Genomic DNA, 15,199 nt, shown 5'->3' on the forward strand with positions numbered 1-15,199 from the left:
ATCAAAAAATTAGTGGATTAACACCCAACCAACGCTACTTTTTGATTATTTTTATACTGTTTTGTTTTCTTAAAAGCTTCATAACCCATCACAACTCCGCCCAAATCGGCAATGTTTTCACCTTGAGTTGCTTCGCCATTTACATTTTTATCTCCAACCTTATATTTGTTAAATTGTGAAACAATCAGCGCTGTTTTAGCTTTAAATTTTTTCATATCGTCTAATGTCCACCAATTGTTTAAGTTACCTTTATCGTCATATTGGCTTCCTTGATCGTCAAATCCGTGTGTGATTTCATGTCCAAATGTTGAACCTCCAATAATACCATATAAAATGGCATCATCTGGCATTCTTCCTTCATATCCTGGAACTAAAATATTACATGCCGGTACGCATATTTCGTTATTTGTAGGACTGTAATAGGCATTGTATGTTTGCGGATACATTCCCCATTCGGTTCTATCTACTGGTTTTCCATATTTATTAATCATATAATTGTGCGACCATTGCTTTACTGCCATTACATTTTTACAATAGGAATTTTTGTCAATTGAAATACTACTTAAATCCTTCCATTTATCAGGATAACCAACTTTCATGACAATTTTACTAAGTTTTTTTAATGCTTTAACTTTAGTCTGTTCACTCATCCAATCTAGATTTTTTATTCGAACTGCATAAACGTCTCTAATTGTATTTCCAATTTCAAGGAGCTTTTCTTTAGAGCCTTTTGGCAAATATTCTTCTACATAAATTTGACCAATTAGCTCGCCTAATGATCCATCGGTTTGTTCTACAATTCTTTTCCAACGTGGTTTTTGAACTTTTACTCCATTCATTATTGTTGAATAAAATTTAAAATTTTGATTCTCAATATCTGTAGTTAAATAAGATGCATAGGAATTTAATAAATCCCATTTTAAATAGGTTTTCCAGTCGGAAATAGAATAGCTTTTTAACATTCCATTCAAGGATTTATAAAATTCTGGTTGACCAACAATTAATGAATCTACATTAGAAATTCCCAAATCATTAAAGGTTGAATTCCAATTAATATTAGGCGTGACCTTACTAAATTGCGCCAAACTCATTTTATTATAATTCTTAATTGGATCGCGCAACGCTTCTAGTTTTCTTGAAGATTTAGCTAATTCTGTTTCAAGGTTCATTATTGAAGTAGCATTTTGAGCAGCAATTTCAGACTTTACTCCAACCAATTCCATCATTTTTTGAATGTGCAAAACATATTCTTTTCTGATCTTGGTGTTTTCGTCGTCAGAATTAAAATAATAATCTCTGTTACCCAAACCCAAACCACCTTGATATAAAATTACAGCATTTTTAGAACTAATTTTATCATCTTGACCAACATAAAATCCGAAAGCTGGACCTGCACCAATTGTATGTAAATGTGAAATCGATTTTAACAAGCCAGCAACATCATTAATGCCATCAATTGCAGAAAACTCCGATTTTAAAGGATTAATTCCTGCTTTATTAATTGCTATTGAATCCATTCCTGAGGCATAAAAATCACCTATTTTTTGTTTATTAGAACCTTTTTCAGCATCTGCTTTAGCAGAATTTTCACAAATAGATTTTATTTGATTGTTAATTGTATCTTGAATGGTTCTAAAAATTCCATTTCCTTTTTCTGATGCTGGAATGGGATGCTTTTTAATCCAACCACCATTGGCATATTTAAAAAAATTATCTGACGGATTTATTGTAGTATCGCGATTGGTTAATAATGGATCATTAAAGGTAATTTCTTTTTTATTACAACTTACAATGCTTAAGGTTGTTAATGATAGAAAAGCTAGTTTTTGAATTATTTTCATAAAATTGTTTATAGATCTGTTGTTTGTGAATAAAATTAGTCGAAAAATGTTATCAAATTTAATAAAATTAGTTGTTAGATCTAATTTTATTTTTATTACTCTTTTTTTTACAATAATTTTGGCAAAAGCATCGTTGTAATAAGATTAAATTGCACCAAAAATAGCTATCATGGATAAAATAAAAATACTTTGGGTTGACGACGAAATTGATTTGTTAAAACCACATATCATTTTTTTAGAGAAAAAAAATTATGAAGTAACAACTTGCAATAATGGTAGAGATGCTGTTGATGTTTTTGCCGAAAATAATTTTGATATTGTTTTCCTAGATGAAAATATGCCAGGAATGAGCGGACTTGAAACCTTGGCCGAGATTAAAGAAAAGAAATCTTCAACACCAGTAATTATGATTACTAAAAGTGAAGAAGAATATATTATGGAAGAAGCAATTGGCTCTAAAATAGCCGATTACCTAATAAAACCGGTAAATCCGAATCAGATATTATTAAGTTTGAAGAAAAATTTAGATCATTCTAGATTGATTTCTGAAAAAACTACATTGGATTATCAGAAGGAGTTTCGCAAAATTGCTATGGAATTGGCGATGGTAAATTCTCACGAAGATTGGATTGAAATGTATAAAAAACTGATTTTTTGGGAGTTAGAATTAGAAAATATAGAAGACACCAATCTAATTGATATTTTAGAATCCCAAAAATTAGAAGCCAATTCTCAGTTTAGTAAATTTATTGAGCGAAACTACGAAGATTGGTATGCTCCAAAGTCAGACAAACCGATACTTTCGCACAATCTTTTTAGAGAATTAGTTGTTCCAGAACTTACAAAAAAAGACAAACCTGTACTTTTCGTTGTTATTGATAATCTACGATATGACCAATGGAAGGTTTTTGAAAGCGTAGTTAACAACCATTATAAATTAGAAAAAGAAGTACCTTATTATGCTATTCTTCCTACGGCAACACAATATGCAAGAAACGCAATATTTTCGGGTTTAACTCCTTTAGAAATGGAAAAACAATTTCCGCAATATTGGAAGAATGATGTTGACGAAGGTGGGAAAAATCTATATGAAGCCGAATTTCTAACAGCACATTTAAAACGACTAGGACTAAATTTAAAACAAGATTATTTCAAAATAACCAATTTGGCATCAGGAAAAAAACTTGCTGAAAATTTTAAAACCTTAAAAGAAAATAATCTTGTAACAGTAGTTTATAATTTTGTCGATATGCTATCTCATGCTAAAACAGAAATGGATGTAGTTAAAGAATTGGCGTCCGATGATAAAGCCTACCGATCGTTAACCTTAAGTTGGTTCAAGAATTCACCACTGTTAGAAATAATTCAGCAAGCACAAAAACTTGGATTTAAATTAATAATTACAACCGATCACGGAACAATAAATGTAAAAAATCCATCCAAAGTTATTGGCGATAAAAATACCAGTTTAAATCTAAGATATAAAACAGGACGTAGCTTAAGCTTTGAAGATAAAGATGTTTATTATGTAAAAGAGCCAAAAAAAATTGGACTTCCAGCAATAAATATGAGCAGTTCTTATATTTTTGCAAAAAACGATTTGTTTCTGGCTTATGTAAATAATTATAATCACTACGTAAGTTATTACAGAAATACATACCAACACGGAGGAATTTCACTAGAAGAGGTAATTGTACCCTTTTTGGTTTTAAATCCGAGATAAATAGTACTAATTGTTAAATTTAGTTATTAAAAATCTGAGTACTAATCACTAAATAAACGGAACACTTATATTTATGGAAATTATCTTTTCATTAGAAGATTTAGACAATGTTGCCAAAAAAATCCTGTTGGAAAACCCAAAAAAAGTAATTCTTTTTAATGGAACAATGGGAGTTGGAAAAACAACTTTAATTAAAAAATTAGCTAAAAACCTTGGTGTAAATGAAGCAACAAGTAGTCCAACTTTTTCTTTAGTTAATGAGTATCAAATAACTAATAATCAATACATTTATCATTTTGATGTATACCGATTAAAAAATGAAATTGAAGCTCTAGATATGGGAATAGACGATTACCTATATTCTGGCAATTGGTGTTTTATTGAATGGGCAGAAAAAATTCCCAATTTAATTCCACAAGAACATTCGGTTATTACAATAGAATTGCTTGCAGATGGAAATCGCAAGTTAACTTTAAACTAATTTTTTTTAAATAGTTACAGTAATTTATATCTGAAAAAGCGAATAGGATTCACAAAATATCATTTATTAATTGATAATAAATGAAACCTATTCGCCTATTTAAAACAAGTAAAACTATTTTAGAAATTGATATTTAAAACCAACCTTCTGCTTGTAAAGTTGAAATTGAAATTGATTTTTTTTAATTTGAAATTGTTTTTTCGTAACTTGTGCCAATATATTGTAAACTATGTCACTTTCACCTTTTACAAAGCAACAACTACTTCCGCAAGAAGAAAAATTAGAAATTGCACGTCACAAAAGCGAACTTTTTATTGGAATTCCAAAAGAGACAAGCTATCAAGAACGACGCATTTGTCTTACACCCGATGCAGTAAATTCACTAACATCGCATGGACATCGAATAATGATGGAATCTGGTGCAGGAGAAAGTTCAAGCTACAGCGATAAAGAATATAGTGATGCAGGAGCCGAAATTACAAATGATACCAAGAAAGTACTTTCTTGCCCAATGCTTCTCAAAGTAGAGCCACCAACAATGGCCGAAATCGAATTAATGAACCCCAATTCGATGATCATCTCTGCCATACAACTCAAAACTAGAAAAAAAGAATACTTTGAAGCACTTACCAAAAAGAAAATAACAGCACTAGCATTCGAATACATAAAAGACGAAGACGGTTCTTATCCTGCAGTAAAATCACTTAGCGAAATAGCAGGAACAGCATCTATATTAATTGCAGCCGAGTTAATGATTAACAATCAATTTGGTAAAGGACTACTATTTGGCAATATAACAGGTGTTCCTCCAACAGAAGTTGTTATTCTTGGAGCAGGAACAGTTGGCGAATTTGCTGCAAGAACAGCAATAGGACTTGGCGCAAACGTAAAAGTTTTTGACAATTCAATAACAAAATTACGAAGATTACAAAACAATCTCAACCAACGTGTTTTTACTTCCACCATTCAACCAAAGTCATTATTAAAAGCATTACGACGTTGCGATGTAGCAATTGGCGCTATGAGAGGAAAAGATCGATGCCCAGTTGTAGTTACAGAAACAATGGTAGAACACATGAAAAAAGGTGCCGTTATTGTTGATGTAAGCATCGATACAGGAGGATGTTTTGAAACTTCCGAAATTACAACACACGAAAAACCAACCTTCATAAAAAGCAATGTTGTACACTACTGCGTGCCCAATATTCCATCACGATATTCTAAAACAGCATCACTATCTATTAGCAATATTATCACACCCTACCTACTCCAAATTGCAGATGATGGCGGCATAGAAAGCGCCTTGAGATGCAATAAAGGACTAAAAAACGGAGTCTATCTTTATCACGGAATATTAACAAACAAAGCCATTGGCGATTGGTTTAACCTTCCCGATAGCGACATCAATCTAATAGTTTTTTAATTTTTTTTATGAAGCGATTGGCTCGGAATTTATTTTTAAACGCAATTCCTGCTCTTCATTACAATCTTTTCCTTTTTAAAGAAAAAAGAAAAAGGATTTTCATTTCGATCAGGGCTAATTAGCTTAGTTTTTCGCATTTTTATAAACTTTTTTCAAAACAACAATCGAATAAAACATTAAAAAACTACTTTTGCATAAAAATATTATAAAATGAAATTTTATCAGCGTTTAGCCTATTATTTAGTAGGTTTAGTTATGGGAAGTTTTTTTGTGGCAATGGTACTTTCAGGAAAAGATACGCGCTGCAATTATTTTCCTAATGCACGAGTATTAAATGATTTACGCAACAAACCTTTCAATTATAGTATTGAAGCATCAAGAAAATTATCAGAAGATTGGATTGACACAATCGATATAAAAAATACCCTAACCTATGGTGATGTAGATTTTGACAAAAGTAATGTAACCTACCAAAAAGGAAAATTATACATCATTGAAGGACAAACAACCAAAAAAGACACCATAACACTACGCGTTATAAATTATCCTAGCAAAGCCGTTCTTGAAGATATTATAAGAAAAAAATAAAACATAATTTATTCACTATGAATGAAGTAAAGATAAGATTTATACCAGCAGCAGGTTTATTTTTCTGCATCTATATCTTTTTCATTGCAATGTCACAAGATTTCTATCCCAACAATGCTTTTGGATATGCCCTTCTTGGCGCAGCATTAATCTCAATTTGCCTTTACTACACCATTAAAGGAATTCAAGATGTAGAAGATTTTAACAACTCAATACCACATAAATTTAAGTTAGGTAAATTTGTACTTTTCAATATAATGCTTCTTAGTTTTATAGTTTTTATAGCTATAACTATTAAACTTACCTATCTATATTCTTCAATTAAAGAAATAGAACTAAAACAATTTGGCAAAATCACAACAGGAGAAATAACACAAGGATATTCATTAACAAGTAAAAATGATCCTGGCACTTACACAGTAACCATAGAATATAACCGCGAAGATGGAAAAACTATCAAAGCAATAACAAGAGTTTCACCTACAGAATTTCAAGAATATTATGTGGGCAAAGAAGTGAATATTATTTATTCTACCCATAATAATGCGTTAGTAGATTTATTGACCGATGATGAAAAAATAAAAAACTACACTAAAATTGAAAATAAAGATATCACAATAGATAATCTCTTAAAATTATTAGAAATAAAACAATCTGAGTTTGGAACTTTTCTTAATAAAATCTCTTATTCTTGGCAATTTGATTCTACAAAAAAAAGTTGGATTAACAATCAAAAAGATATTTTAATTACAATAAATGATGATAAATCAATAAGCTACCTTACAGCTATTGTTAGTCCAGAAAAAATAAATTCAGAAATAAATTTATTAAAATTTAAAAGAATTAACATTGCCAATAATTTATCAAAAACACAAAAAATAGAAATGCAACTATTTTCAGCAGACGGATTATATGAAAATGAAAACTTCGGATTACTAATAAAGACAATGCCAATGGGTAAAGAAGGACAAATGGCAACAGTAATTAACGTTTTTAAAAAATAAATTATTTACCTTTTCGTCTGGTGCGTTCGGTTTTCAATAAATTCAATTCTCTACTAGTTTGTCCTGCAACAGAGGTGTTTTCTTCAGCTCTTCTAATTAAATACGGCATAACGTCTCGAACTGGTCCAAAGGGTAAATATTTAGCAACATTATATCCGTGAGCAGCCAAATTATAACTGATGTTATCACTCATTCCATACAATTGTCCGAACCAAATTCTTGAATCAGTAATTGCTATTGAATTTTCTTTTAGCATTTCCATCAATTTATATGAACTTTCTTCATTGTGCGTTCCGGCGAAGATTGCCATTTTATCAATGTGTTTCATCATGTAATCTACTGCTGCGTTATAATTGTCATCAGTAGCTTGTTTCGACGCACAAATTGGTGTTGGATAGCCATTTTCTTCAGCACGTTTATGCTCTTTTTCCATGTAAGCACCACGAACAAGTTTCATTCCGATGTAAAAACCATCGGCTTTTGCTCTTTCGTGTAATCCTTTTAAGTACTCCAATCTGTCCCAACGGTACATTTGCAAGGTATTGAAAACTATTACTTTGTCTTTATTGTATTTTCGCATCATGTCTTCAACCAACGCATCGGCGGCATCTTGCATCCAACTTTCTTCGGCATCAATTAGTAACGCAACATCCTTACTGTGAGCCGTTTTACATATAATTTCAAAACGTTCTAACACTCTATTCCATTCGGCTTGTTCCTCTGTAGAAAGAGGTTGCTTCTCTCCTACTTTTGTGTATAAATCCAATCGACCTAAACCTGTTGGTTTAAAAACTGCAAACGGAATTGCCTGACGTTCTTTAGCAAATTCAACTGTTTTTAAAGTCATTTCTAAAGCAGCATCAAACTGGTTTTCTTCTTCCTTTCCTTCTACTGAATAGTCTAAAACCGATGAAACTCCTTTAGTGTACATTTTATCAACAACCGATAAGCAATCCATTTCATTAACGCCACCACAAAAATGGTCAAAAACCGTGGCTCGAATCAATCCGTCAACTGGTAAATGTGCTTTTAATGCAAAATTGGTTACTGCAGTTCCAATTCGAACAAGTGGTTCGTTAGAAATCATTTTAAATAAAAAATAGGCTCTATCTAGCTCGGTGTCACTTTTTAAACTAAAAGCAACTTGGGTATTGTTGAAAATTTTGTCCATTTTATGTAATAATTGCACAAATATAAGGAGAGTAAATTAAATTATTATCAAATTTTACCTTATTTTTAAGCTTAAATATGATAATAATGCAATCAATTCTAATAATAAATTATAGATTAAATTTAAAAAAACTAAGAGAAAATAGTATTATTTTGATTTAAAACAACCCATTTTTTATCACTATTAAGTTTGAATGTTCCAATATGTTCTTTATTCCATTCTTGTGGCGAAATTAAAGATAAAAAATTGATGCCATCATCACCTGTATACAAATGATAGATTTCTCCAATTACAGGTTCAAATGAGAATCGGGCGTTGTACACCAACTCATTCCATTCGTATTCTTTCATTAAATTTTCGTACTCAATTTTAAGTTCATTAAACTTATTTTCAAACTGTTTGTTTACATTACTTACGCCACGACTTTTCCAGGAAACAATATCGTCAACTTTAATTACAGGTGCACCAACATTTGTAGAATAAGGCAACAAACTGGCATTATATCCTTTATCTTCAGAAAAAACTATGTTATCGGGTTTCTTACTTTCCATTATTTATTATCGTTTAGATATTTTATTATTTGAAATAGAACGTTGCATGTTGCATTTAAAACGGTCTATGCCCTCAGCTCGTTTAGCAACATGTTTTGTTTTACAATTTTCAACTCGTTCGCGCCAAAGTTTGTAACTGCTAAATTTGAGTTCTTTTTTCATCAAAGCTTTCACTCCAGCTTCGTTTAACTTGAACTGAAATTTTATAGCATCAAATGGAGTTCGGTCTTCCCAAGCCATTTCAATAATTCTATCTATCTGAATATCAGTCAAATTATTTTCTTCTATGGTAGCAATAATTGGTTTCAAAATAATATTGTTTAACTTTTTATATTTTTAATTAAACAAAAGTAATCAATTTTATATTCAATTAAAAAATATGACTAAAAAATAAGTCGATTTACATTAAACTGAGATAAAATAATATCCTTATTTTTGTTCGAAATTTAAAAGAAATTATGCAATCAATCGAAGCCAACGGATATTCAATTTATTTTAATGAAGATGGATATGAAATAATCAATAAAATTATAAGGGAAAATAATTATTCTTCCATATTTATTATCGTTGATGAGCATACTAATGAGTATTGTTTGCCTAAACTTTTACCCAATTTGGCCGTTGAAATTCCAATAGAAATTATAGAAATTGAAGCTGGTGAAGGAATAAAAAACATTGCTACCTGTCTAGAAATTTGGTCAATACTTTCAGATTTGGGTGCCGATAGAAAAAGTGCAATTATCAATCTTGGTGGCGGAGTTATTACCGATATTGGAGGATTTATTGCTTCCACTTTTAAACGAGGAATAGATTTTATTAATATTCCTACAACTTTATTAGGAATGGTAGATGCCTCAATTGGTGGAAAAAATGGTGTTGATTTAGGCAACTTAAAAAACCAAATTGGCGTTATCAATGTGCCCCAATTATTGCTTGTTGACACGAGTTTTCTTGAAACTTTACCACAAAAAGAAATGCGATCTGGATTGGCAGAAATGCTAAAACACGGTTTGATTTATGATAAAAAATATTGGGAACAATTTCTAGATTTAAGCACACTAGATTTTAATGATTTAGATGTATTAATTTATCGTTCTATCGAAATTAAAAACGAAATTGTAAAACAAGATCCAACAGAAAACGGAATTAGAAAAGCGCTAAACTTTGGTCATACGCTTGGACACGCTATTGAAAGTCATTTTCTAGAAACTACTACTCCATTATTACATGGTGAGGCAATTGCCATAGGAATGATTCTAGAAAGTTATATTTCTAAAGAAAAAGGATTGCTCACAAAGGAAGAATATTTTCAAATTAAGTTTGTAATTAATTCTATATTCGATGAACATGTGTTTACTGATAATGACATCAAAATCATTCAAGAATTACTCATTCACGACAAGAAAAATGAGTATGGAAAAGTACAATTTGCGTTGATAAATGGCATTGGAAAAATCATTATTAATCAATTAGTTGAAAATGAATTAATTATCAATAGTTTCAAAGATTACAAATCATAACATTTTTTTAATAAATTAATTGCAATTCGCTTATTTTATTTTTTACATTTGTGCTAATGAATAAAAAGAACAATACCAACACAAATAGCCACTTCCTGCTTAAAAGTAATGCTGGATTTCAGGTGTTATGTGTGACTTTTTTAACGTCTATAAAAATGATTTTAAGTATCATTTTGGATATTACTAAAACAGACACTATCAAGTTACCTATTGTATATGCTAATATTAGAGTTTGAATTCAAGATTAATTCCGCTTTTTATTAATCTTACAAATAATTCAAAAACTAATGAACACAAAATATTTCGACTTAATCAATCAAACGTATTATTTTCCTCAAGAAGAATTTACTTTAAACAAAGAAAATGCACTTCAATTTCATAATATAGATTTGATGAAATTGGTAGAACAATACGGTACACCTTTAAAATTTACTTATTTACCTCAAATTTCCAATAACATTAAAAGAGCCAAAAACTGGTTCAGAAATGCCATGGAAAAAAACAAATATGAAGGTAAATACTATTATTGCTATTGCACAAAAAGCTCTCATTTTGAATACATTATGAATGAAGCTTTCAAGAATAATATTCATATTGAGACATCATCAGCATTTGATATAAATATTGTAGAAAATTTATTGGAAAACGGAAAAATCAATAAAAGTACTCATATAATATGCAACGGTTTCAAGAGAGACCAATATATTACTAATATTGCGCGATTGATTAATAATGGTCACAAAAATGCTATTCCAATTATAGATAATTACGAAGAGTTGGATTTGCTTCAAGCAGAAATTAAAGGAAAATTCAAAATTGGAATTAGAATTGCTGCCGAAGAAGAACCAAAATTTGAATTTTATACATCTAGATTAGGAATTGGATATAAAAATATTGTTCAATTTTACAAAAAACAAATACAAGATAATGATAATTTGGAGTTAAAAATGCTTCACTTTTTTATCAATACCGGTATTAATGATAATGCTTACTATTGGAACGAATTAGTAAAATGTATTAAAGTTTACATTGCATTAAAAAAAGAATGTCCAACACTTGACGGATTGAATATTGGTGGCGGATTTCCTATCAAAAACTCACTAGCATTTGAATATGATTATCAATACATGATTGACGAAATTATCAATCAAATTAAAATTGCTTGTGATGAAGCCGAAGTTGATGTTCCCAATATTTTTACCGAATTTGGATCGTTTACAGTAGGAGAATCTGGTGGAGCAATTTATCAAGTTTTGTATCAAAAACAACAAAATGACAGAGAAGCTTGGAACATGATTGATAGTTCATTTATCACTACTTTACCTGATACTTGGGCAATCAACAAGCGTTTCATTTTACTGGCAATAAACCGTTGGAATGATACCTACGAAAGGGTTTTACTTGGCGGAATGACGTGTGATAGCGATGATTATTACAATTCTGAACAGAACATGAATGCCATATACTTGCCCAAATACAACAAAGAAAAACCATTGTACATTGGATTTTTTAATACTGGCGCTTATCAAGAAACAATTGGTGGTTATGGCGGATTACATCATTGCTTGATTCCGCAGCCAAAACATATATTGATAGACCGAGACGAAAATGGAATTCTGGCAACAGAAGTATTTTCGGAGCAGCAAACCGCCGAACAAGTTTTGGATATTTTAGGATATACAAAAAAGTAATTGAAAATCATTAGATTACAATTACATAAAAAAGATTGTCAAAATAATAAAAAACAGTTTGAAGTTTTAAAAAAATAGTTTTTCTTTGAACTCCAAACTACACACACAAATAGTACACAAACAAAATGAGCAAAGGTCCAATAAGTCAGTTTATTGAAAAAAATTATCTGCATTTCAACGCAGCAGCTTTGGTTGATGCAGCGAAAGGATATGAACAACATCTTCTTGAAAACGGAAAAATGATGATTACTTTAGCAGGTGCAATGAGTACTGCCGAATTAGGAAAATCGTTAGCAGAAATGATTCGTCAAGATAAAGTACATATTATTTCTTGTACAGGAGCAAATCTTGAAGAAGATATTATGAACTTAGTTGCTCATAATTCTTATAAAAGAGTTCCTAATTATAGAGATTTATCTCCGCAAGACGAATGGGATTTATTAGAAAATCACTACAACAGAGTTACAGATACTTGTATTCCAGAAGAAGAAGCTTTTAGAAGATTGCAAAAACACATTCACGCAATTTGGAAAGATGCAAATGATAAAGGTGAAAGCTTTTTTCCTCATGAATTTATGTATCAAATGCTAAATTCTGGAGTTTTAGAGCAATATTATGAAATAGATCCAAAAGATTCTTGGATGTTGGCTGCAGCCGAAAAAAACCTTCCAATTGTCGTTCCAGGTTGGGAAGACAGTACGATGGGAAATATTTTTGCTTCGTATTGTATTAAAGGAGAATTCAAGCCTACTACAATGAAAAGTGGTATTGAATACATGATGTGGTTGGCCGATTGGTATCCAAAAAATTCAGGAGGAAAAGGTGTTGGTTTCTTTCAAATTGGCGGAGGAATTGCAGGAGATTTTCCAATATGTGTTGTACCCATGTTGTATCAAGATATGGAAATGCACGAAATTCCTTTTTGGAGTTATTTCTGCCAGATTTCAGATTCGACAACCAGTTATGGATCTTATTCTGGAGCAGTTCCAAACGAGAAAATCACTTGGGGAAAATTAGATATTGAAACCCCAAAGTTTATCATTGAGTCGGATGCAACAATTGTTGCTCCACTAATATTCGCTTATTTATTAGACTTATAATATATTTTTATGAAAAGAGTAATTGTTGATTATGCAAAGCTAACAGGCGATATTTTAAACTTATTAGTTGACAAATTTCCTGAAGGATATGACGACTCAGACATCATCCGTTTCAGAAATGCGCAAAATGAACTTATCGAGGCAGTTGAAGTTCGCACAGAAGATACTATTTATTTAGTAAAAGTAAGTACTAAACTTGCTAGTAGAATGGAAAAATTTGATGAAGATGATGATTTAGATTCAGTAATCGAACCAATCATTCCGGTTGCAGGACTTGATGACGACGAAGATGCATCAGACGATGACGACATTGAAGAAGACTTATTAAAAGACAAAGGTGGATCTGACGATGAAGATGACGATGATGACGATGAACCATCGGACAATTTCGACGATGACGACGAAGGAGAGGAATAAATCGAAGTACGAGTAACATGGAAAAAATCCCAAATTTAGAATTATCTAAATTTGGGATTTTTTTATATTTAATTTAAACTCCTTGTACTTAAAATTTCAGACTTCAATTTCGTATATCAAACCTTCTATTTCATATATCAAACCTCGTATATATAATCTCGTACCTGCTATTTACAAATATCTTTCCTCAAAAATTCTTTGATGGTGATTTTGGTGACCTACAATCACAAATCCCAAAGCTCTTACTGACATTTGATTATTATTGGCTGTTCCAACTCTAAGCAATTTATCTTCAGAAAATGATTTGAACAATAATAATGTTGCATGTCGTACTGCAGATAATTCAGTTAATAAATCCATAATACTTCTAGAATTTGCGTTGGCTTCATTAACATAATCGTTTTCTTCAAAACCTGGTAAATCGGTTTTATCATTTCTTGCAAACCGCAAAGCTCGATAGGTAAAAATTCTCTCTGCGTCAATTAAATGCAATATGATATCTTTTATTGACCATTTTCCTTCGGCATAACGGTAGTCAAATTTATCCATAGGAATGTCTTGAACAAATTTTATGAATCGGTGCAACGAAATTTCTAATTCTTCTTGCAATGTATATTCATCAGAAACTTGCGCAATGTAATTGGCATAAAAAGGTGCGTATTCGTTAGTGTTTAGTTGGGTTGGTTTCATTAATTAAGTATTTATTATTTTGACAATTCTATTGTACGCTTCCGCTTCCATGAAGTTAGTGCTTCAATATCCATATTGGCCTTACAAATCTATTTTTCTGATATTCCTATTAAAGTTGTGTATGTAAATCAAATTTTATTTGTTTTATGCATAGTTCTTTGTTAGCAAAAGTGCTTTATTTCTTTTCGATATAATTATTAAAAATGATTTGACATTTCGGGTAATTCAAATACAAACTTTTTCATTGATCCAGCTATGAAAAAATCACAAGAAACAACTTCGTCATTTATAACGTGCGATATTGTAACATCGTTGTAATTGAATTCTTTCTCATTTTTTCTTATATATTCCTTATATCGATATTTAAATATATATGGTAAAAGAAAACTGTCTTTAAACTTCCATTTACGTTGTAAAAATTCAAATTTTACTACGTCAGTAGATTTCTTATTTCTGCTGTACATTATCCAAATTCTTGGCATATAAAATTCACCCGATATAGGAGATTCTATTATATAATAGTCTGATAATTCTCTGTATTGACCTTGCAATTCTTGTAAGAATGTATAACGAAGAGAATTTTTGTCAATTTCATTTAGATTTATTTCAGTAAATGTCTTCGCTAGTTTATTCCACGATTTATATACTTCCTCGACATTTATTTCTCGATGAGCTTGTAAACTTTTATAATTGCTACAAGAACAAACTAAAACTGAGACTAAAAGTAATTTTAATGTCTTATTCATAAATTCTCTAATTCTACAGAGTTATTTTAGCATATCGCCCAAAGTCTCGTGGCTTTAAGAAGTTGGGGATTTGTAAACCCGAAACTTTCGATTATTCACGAAAATTAAAAGCACAAAACAACCTTTAAATTAAATTTTCTTTTAAAGAGAAAATAAAATAAATCACTTTCTCCTCGCAAGACTAAATTTGTTTTTCCTACCCAAAAATAGTGAAAATAAATCTAATTTTATTTGTTTTTAAGCACAGTTCTTT

Annotated in this window: 15 protein-coding genes; 9 read left to right on the forward strand and 6 right to left on the reverse strand. The window is 30.6% G+C overall.

Annotated features, from left to right (window positions below; genetic code table 11):
- Window positions 1-17: 17 nt before the first annotated feature.
- The gene (locus ACH2CG_RS04435) at window positions 18-1,841 is read right to left on the reverse strand and encodes a M13 family metallopeptidase (protein WP_395062603.1); all 1,824 of its coding nucleotides are present in this window, start codon (window positions 1,839-1,841) and stop codon (window positions 18-20) included.
- A 169-nt stretch (window positions 1,842-2,010) separates the two neighbouring features.
- Here ACH2CG_RS04435 and ACH2CG_RS04440 point away from each other — a divergent pair, with 169 nt between their 5' ends.
- The 5 genes from ACH2CG_RS04440 to ACH2CG_RS04460 all read left to right on the forward strand — a co-directional run bounded on the left by ACH2CG_RS04440 (window position 2,011) and on the right by ACH2CG_RS04460 (window position 7,060).
- Complete coding sequence (locus ACH2CG_RS04440; protein WP_395062605.1) at window positions 2,011-3,564, forward strand: PglZ domain-containing protein; 1,554 nt, start codon at window positions 2,011-2,013, stop codon at window positions 3,562-3,564.
- Window positions 3,565-3,637: 73 nt separating this feature from the next.
- The gene (tsaE, locus tag ACH2CG_RS04445) at window positions 3,638-4,045 is read left to right on the forward strand and encodes a tRNA (adenosine(37)-N6)-threonylcarbamoyltransferase complex ATPase subunit type 1 TsaE (RefSeq protein ID WP_395062607.1); all 408 of its coding nucleotides are present in this window, start codon (window positions 3,638-3,640) and stop codon (window positions 4,043-4,045) included.
- Window positions 4,046-4,274: 229 nt separating this feature from the next.
- Complete coding sequence (locus ACH2CG_RS04450) at window positions 4,275-5,468, forward strand: alanine dehydrogenase (RefSeq protein ID WP_395062609.1); 1,194 nt, start codon at window positions 4,275-4,277, stop codon at window positions 5,466-5,468.
- Window positions 5,469-5,678: 210 nt separating this feature from the next.
- Window positions 5,679-6,056 carry a DUF4258 domain-containing protein gene (locus tag ACH2CG_RS04455; RefSeq protein ID WP_395062611.1) on the forward strand — a complete coding sequence of 126 codons (378 nt, stop codon included), beginning with the start codon at window positions 5,679-5,681 and terminating at the stop codon, window positions 6,054-6,056.
- A 17-nt stretch (window positions 6,057-6,073) separates the two neighbouring features.
- Window positions 6,074-7,060 (forward strand): hypothetical protein, encoded by a 987-nt coding sequence (locus ACH2CG_RS04460; RefSeq protein ID WP_395062613.1) that lies wholly within the window; start codon window positions 6,074-6,076, stop codon window positions 7,058-7,060.
- 1 nt (window position 7,061) lies between these two features.
- Here the strand turns inward: ACH2CG_RS04460 and ACH2CG_RS04465 are convergent, their stop codons facing one another.
- The 3 genes from ACH2CG_RS04465 to ACH2CG_RS04475 all read right to left on the reverse strand — a co-directional run bounded on the left by ACH2CG_RS04465 (window position 7,062) and on the right by ACH2CG_RS04475 (window position 9,097).
- The gene (locus ACH2CG_RS04465) at window positions 7,062-8,231 is read right to left on the reverse strand and encodes a proline dehydrogenase family protein (protein ID WP_395062615.1); all 1,170 of its coding nucleotides are present in this window, start codon (window positions 8,229-8,231) and stop codon (window positions 7,062-7,064) included.
- Window positions 8,232-8,362: 131 nt separating this feature from the next.
- Window positions 8,363-8,782 carry a DUF2452 domain-containing protein gene (locus ACH2CG_RS04470; RefSeq protein ID WP_395062617.1) on the reverse strand — a complete coding sequence of 140 codons (420 nt, stop codon included), beginning with the start codon at window positions 8,780-8,782 and terminating at the stop codon, window positions 8,363-8,365.
- 6 nt (window positions 8,783-8,788) lie between these two features.
- Entirely contained in the window at window positions 8,789-9,097 is a 309-nt protein-coding gene (locus tag ACH2CG_RS04475) for a TIGR03643 family protein (protein WP_395062630.1), read from the reverse strand.
- 143 nt (window positions 9,098-9,240) lie between these two features.
- Between ACH2CG_RS04475 and aroB the strand changes: the two genes are divergently transcribed.
- The 4 genes from aroB (at window position 9,241) to ACH2CG_RS04495 (ending at window position 13,510) form a co-directional block, all read left to right on the forward strand.
- Window positions 9,241-10,302 carry a 3-dehydroquinate synthase gene (gene aroB, locus ACH2CG_RS04480; protein ID WP_395062618.1) on the forward strand — a complete coding sequence of 354 codons (1,062 nt, stop codon included), beginning with the start codon at window positions 9,241-9,243 and terminating at the stop codon, window positions 10,300-10,302.
- 287 nt (window positions 10,303-10,589) lie between these two features.
- On the forward strand, window positions 10,590-11,993 hold the full coding sequence (locus ACH2CG_RS04485) for an arginine decarboxylase (RefSeq protein WP_395062620.1): 1,404 nt from the start codon (window positions 10,590-10,592) through the stop codon (window positions 11,991-11,993).
- A gap of 125 nt (window positions 11,994-12,118) precedes the next feature.
- Window positions 12,119-13,093, forward strand: coding sequence for a deoxyhypusine synthase family protein (locus tag ACH2CG_RS04490; protein WP_395062622.1), 975 nt, complete (start codon window positions 12,119-12,121; stop codon window positions 13,091-13,093).
- A 9-nt stretch (window positions 13,094-13,102) separates the two neighbouring features.
- On the forward strand, window positions 13,103-13,510 hold the full coding sequence (locus ACH2CG_RS04495) for a DNA primase (protein ID WP_395062624.1): 408 nt from the start codon (window positions 13,103-13,105) through the stop codon (window positions 13,508-13,510).
- Between the two features lie 171 nt (window positions 13,511-13,681).
- Here the strand turns inward: ACH2CG_RS04495 and ACH2CG_RS04500 are convergent, their stop codons facing one another.
- Window positions 13,682-14,200 (reverse strand): DinB family protein, encoded by a 519-nt coding sequence (locus ACH2CG_RS04500; protein ID WP_395062626.1) that lies wholly within the window; start codon window positions 14,198-14,200, stop codon window positions 13,682-13,684.
- Window positions 14,201-14,397: 197 nt separating this feature from the next.
- Complete coding sequence (locus tag ACH2CG_RS04505) at window positions 14,398-14,946, reverse strand: hypothetical protein (protein ID WP_395062628.1); 549 nt, start codon at window positions 14,944-14,946, stop codon at window positions 14,398-14,400.
- Between the last annotated feature and the right edge of the window lie 253 nt (window positions 14,947-15,199).

Source organism: Flavobacterium sp., assembly GCF_043778725.1.
In the GTDB taxonomy this organism is placed as follows: domain Bacteria; phylum Bacteroidota; class Bacteroidia; order Flavobacteriales; family Flavobacteriaceae; genus Flavobacterium.

Coding starts and splice junctions, on each gene's coding strand:
- ACH2CG_RS04435 (WP_395062603.1), bottom strand. CDS start 1,841: ATGAAAATAATTCAAAAACTAGCTTTTCTATCATTAACAACCTTAAGC.
- ACH2CG_RS04440 (WP_395062605.1), top strand. CDS start 2,011: ATGGATAAAATAAAAATACTTTGGGTTGACGACGAAATTGATTTGTTA.
- tsaE (WP_395062607.1), top strand. CDS start 3,638: ATGGAAATTATCTTTTCATTAGAAGATTTAGACAATGTTGCCAAAAAA.
- ACH2CG_RS04450 (WP_395062609.1), top strand. CDS start 4,275: ATGTCACTTTCACCTTTTACAAAGCAACAACTACTTCCGCAAGAAGAA.
- ACH2CG_RS04455 (WP_395062611.1), top strand. CDS start 5,679: ATGAAATTTTATCAGCGTTTAGCCTATTATTTAGTAGGTTTAGTTATG.
- ACH2CG_RS04460 (WP_395062613.1), top strand. CDS start 6,074: ATGAATGAAGTAAAGATAAGATTTATACCAGCAGCAGGTTTATTTTTC.
- ACH2CG_RS04465 (WP_395062615.1), bottom strand. CDS start 8,231: ATGGACAAAATTTTCAACAATACCCAAGTTGCTTTTAGTTTAAAAAGT.
- ACH2CG_RS04470 (WP_395062617.1), bottom strand. CDS start 8,782: ATGGAAAGTAAGAAACCCGATAACATAGTTTTTTCTGAAGATAAAGGA.
- aroB (WP_395062618.1), top strand. CDS start 9,241: ATGCAATCAATCGAAGCCAACGGATATTCAATTTATTTTAATGAAGAT.
- ACH2CG_RS04485 (WP_395062620.1), top strand. CDS start 10,590: ATGAACACAAAATATTTCGACTTAATCAATCAAACGTATTATTTTCCT.
- ACH2CG_RS04490 (WP_395062622.1), top strand. CDS start 12,119: ATGAGCAAAGGTCCAATAAGTCAGTTTATTGAAAAAAATTATCTGCAT.
- ACH2CG_RS04495 (WP_395062624.1), top strand. CDS start 13,103: ATGAAAAGAGTAATTGTTGATTATGCAAAGCTAACAGGCGATATTTTA.
- ACH2CG_RS04500 (WP_395062626.1), bottom strand. CDS start 14,200: ATGAAACCAACCCAACTAAACACTAACGAATACGCACCTTTTTATGCC.
- ACH2CG_RS04505 (WP_395062628.1), bottom strand. CDS start 14,946: ATGAATAAGACATTAAAATTACTTTTAGTCTCAGTTTTAGTTTGTTCT.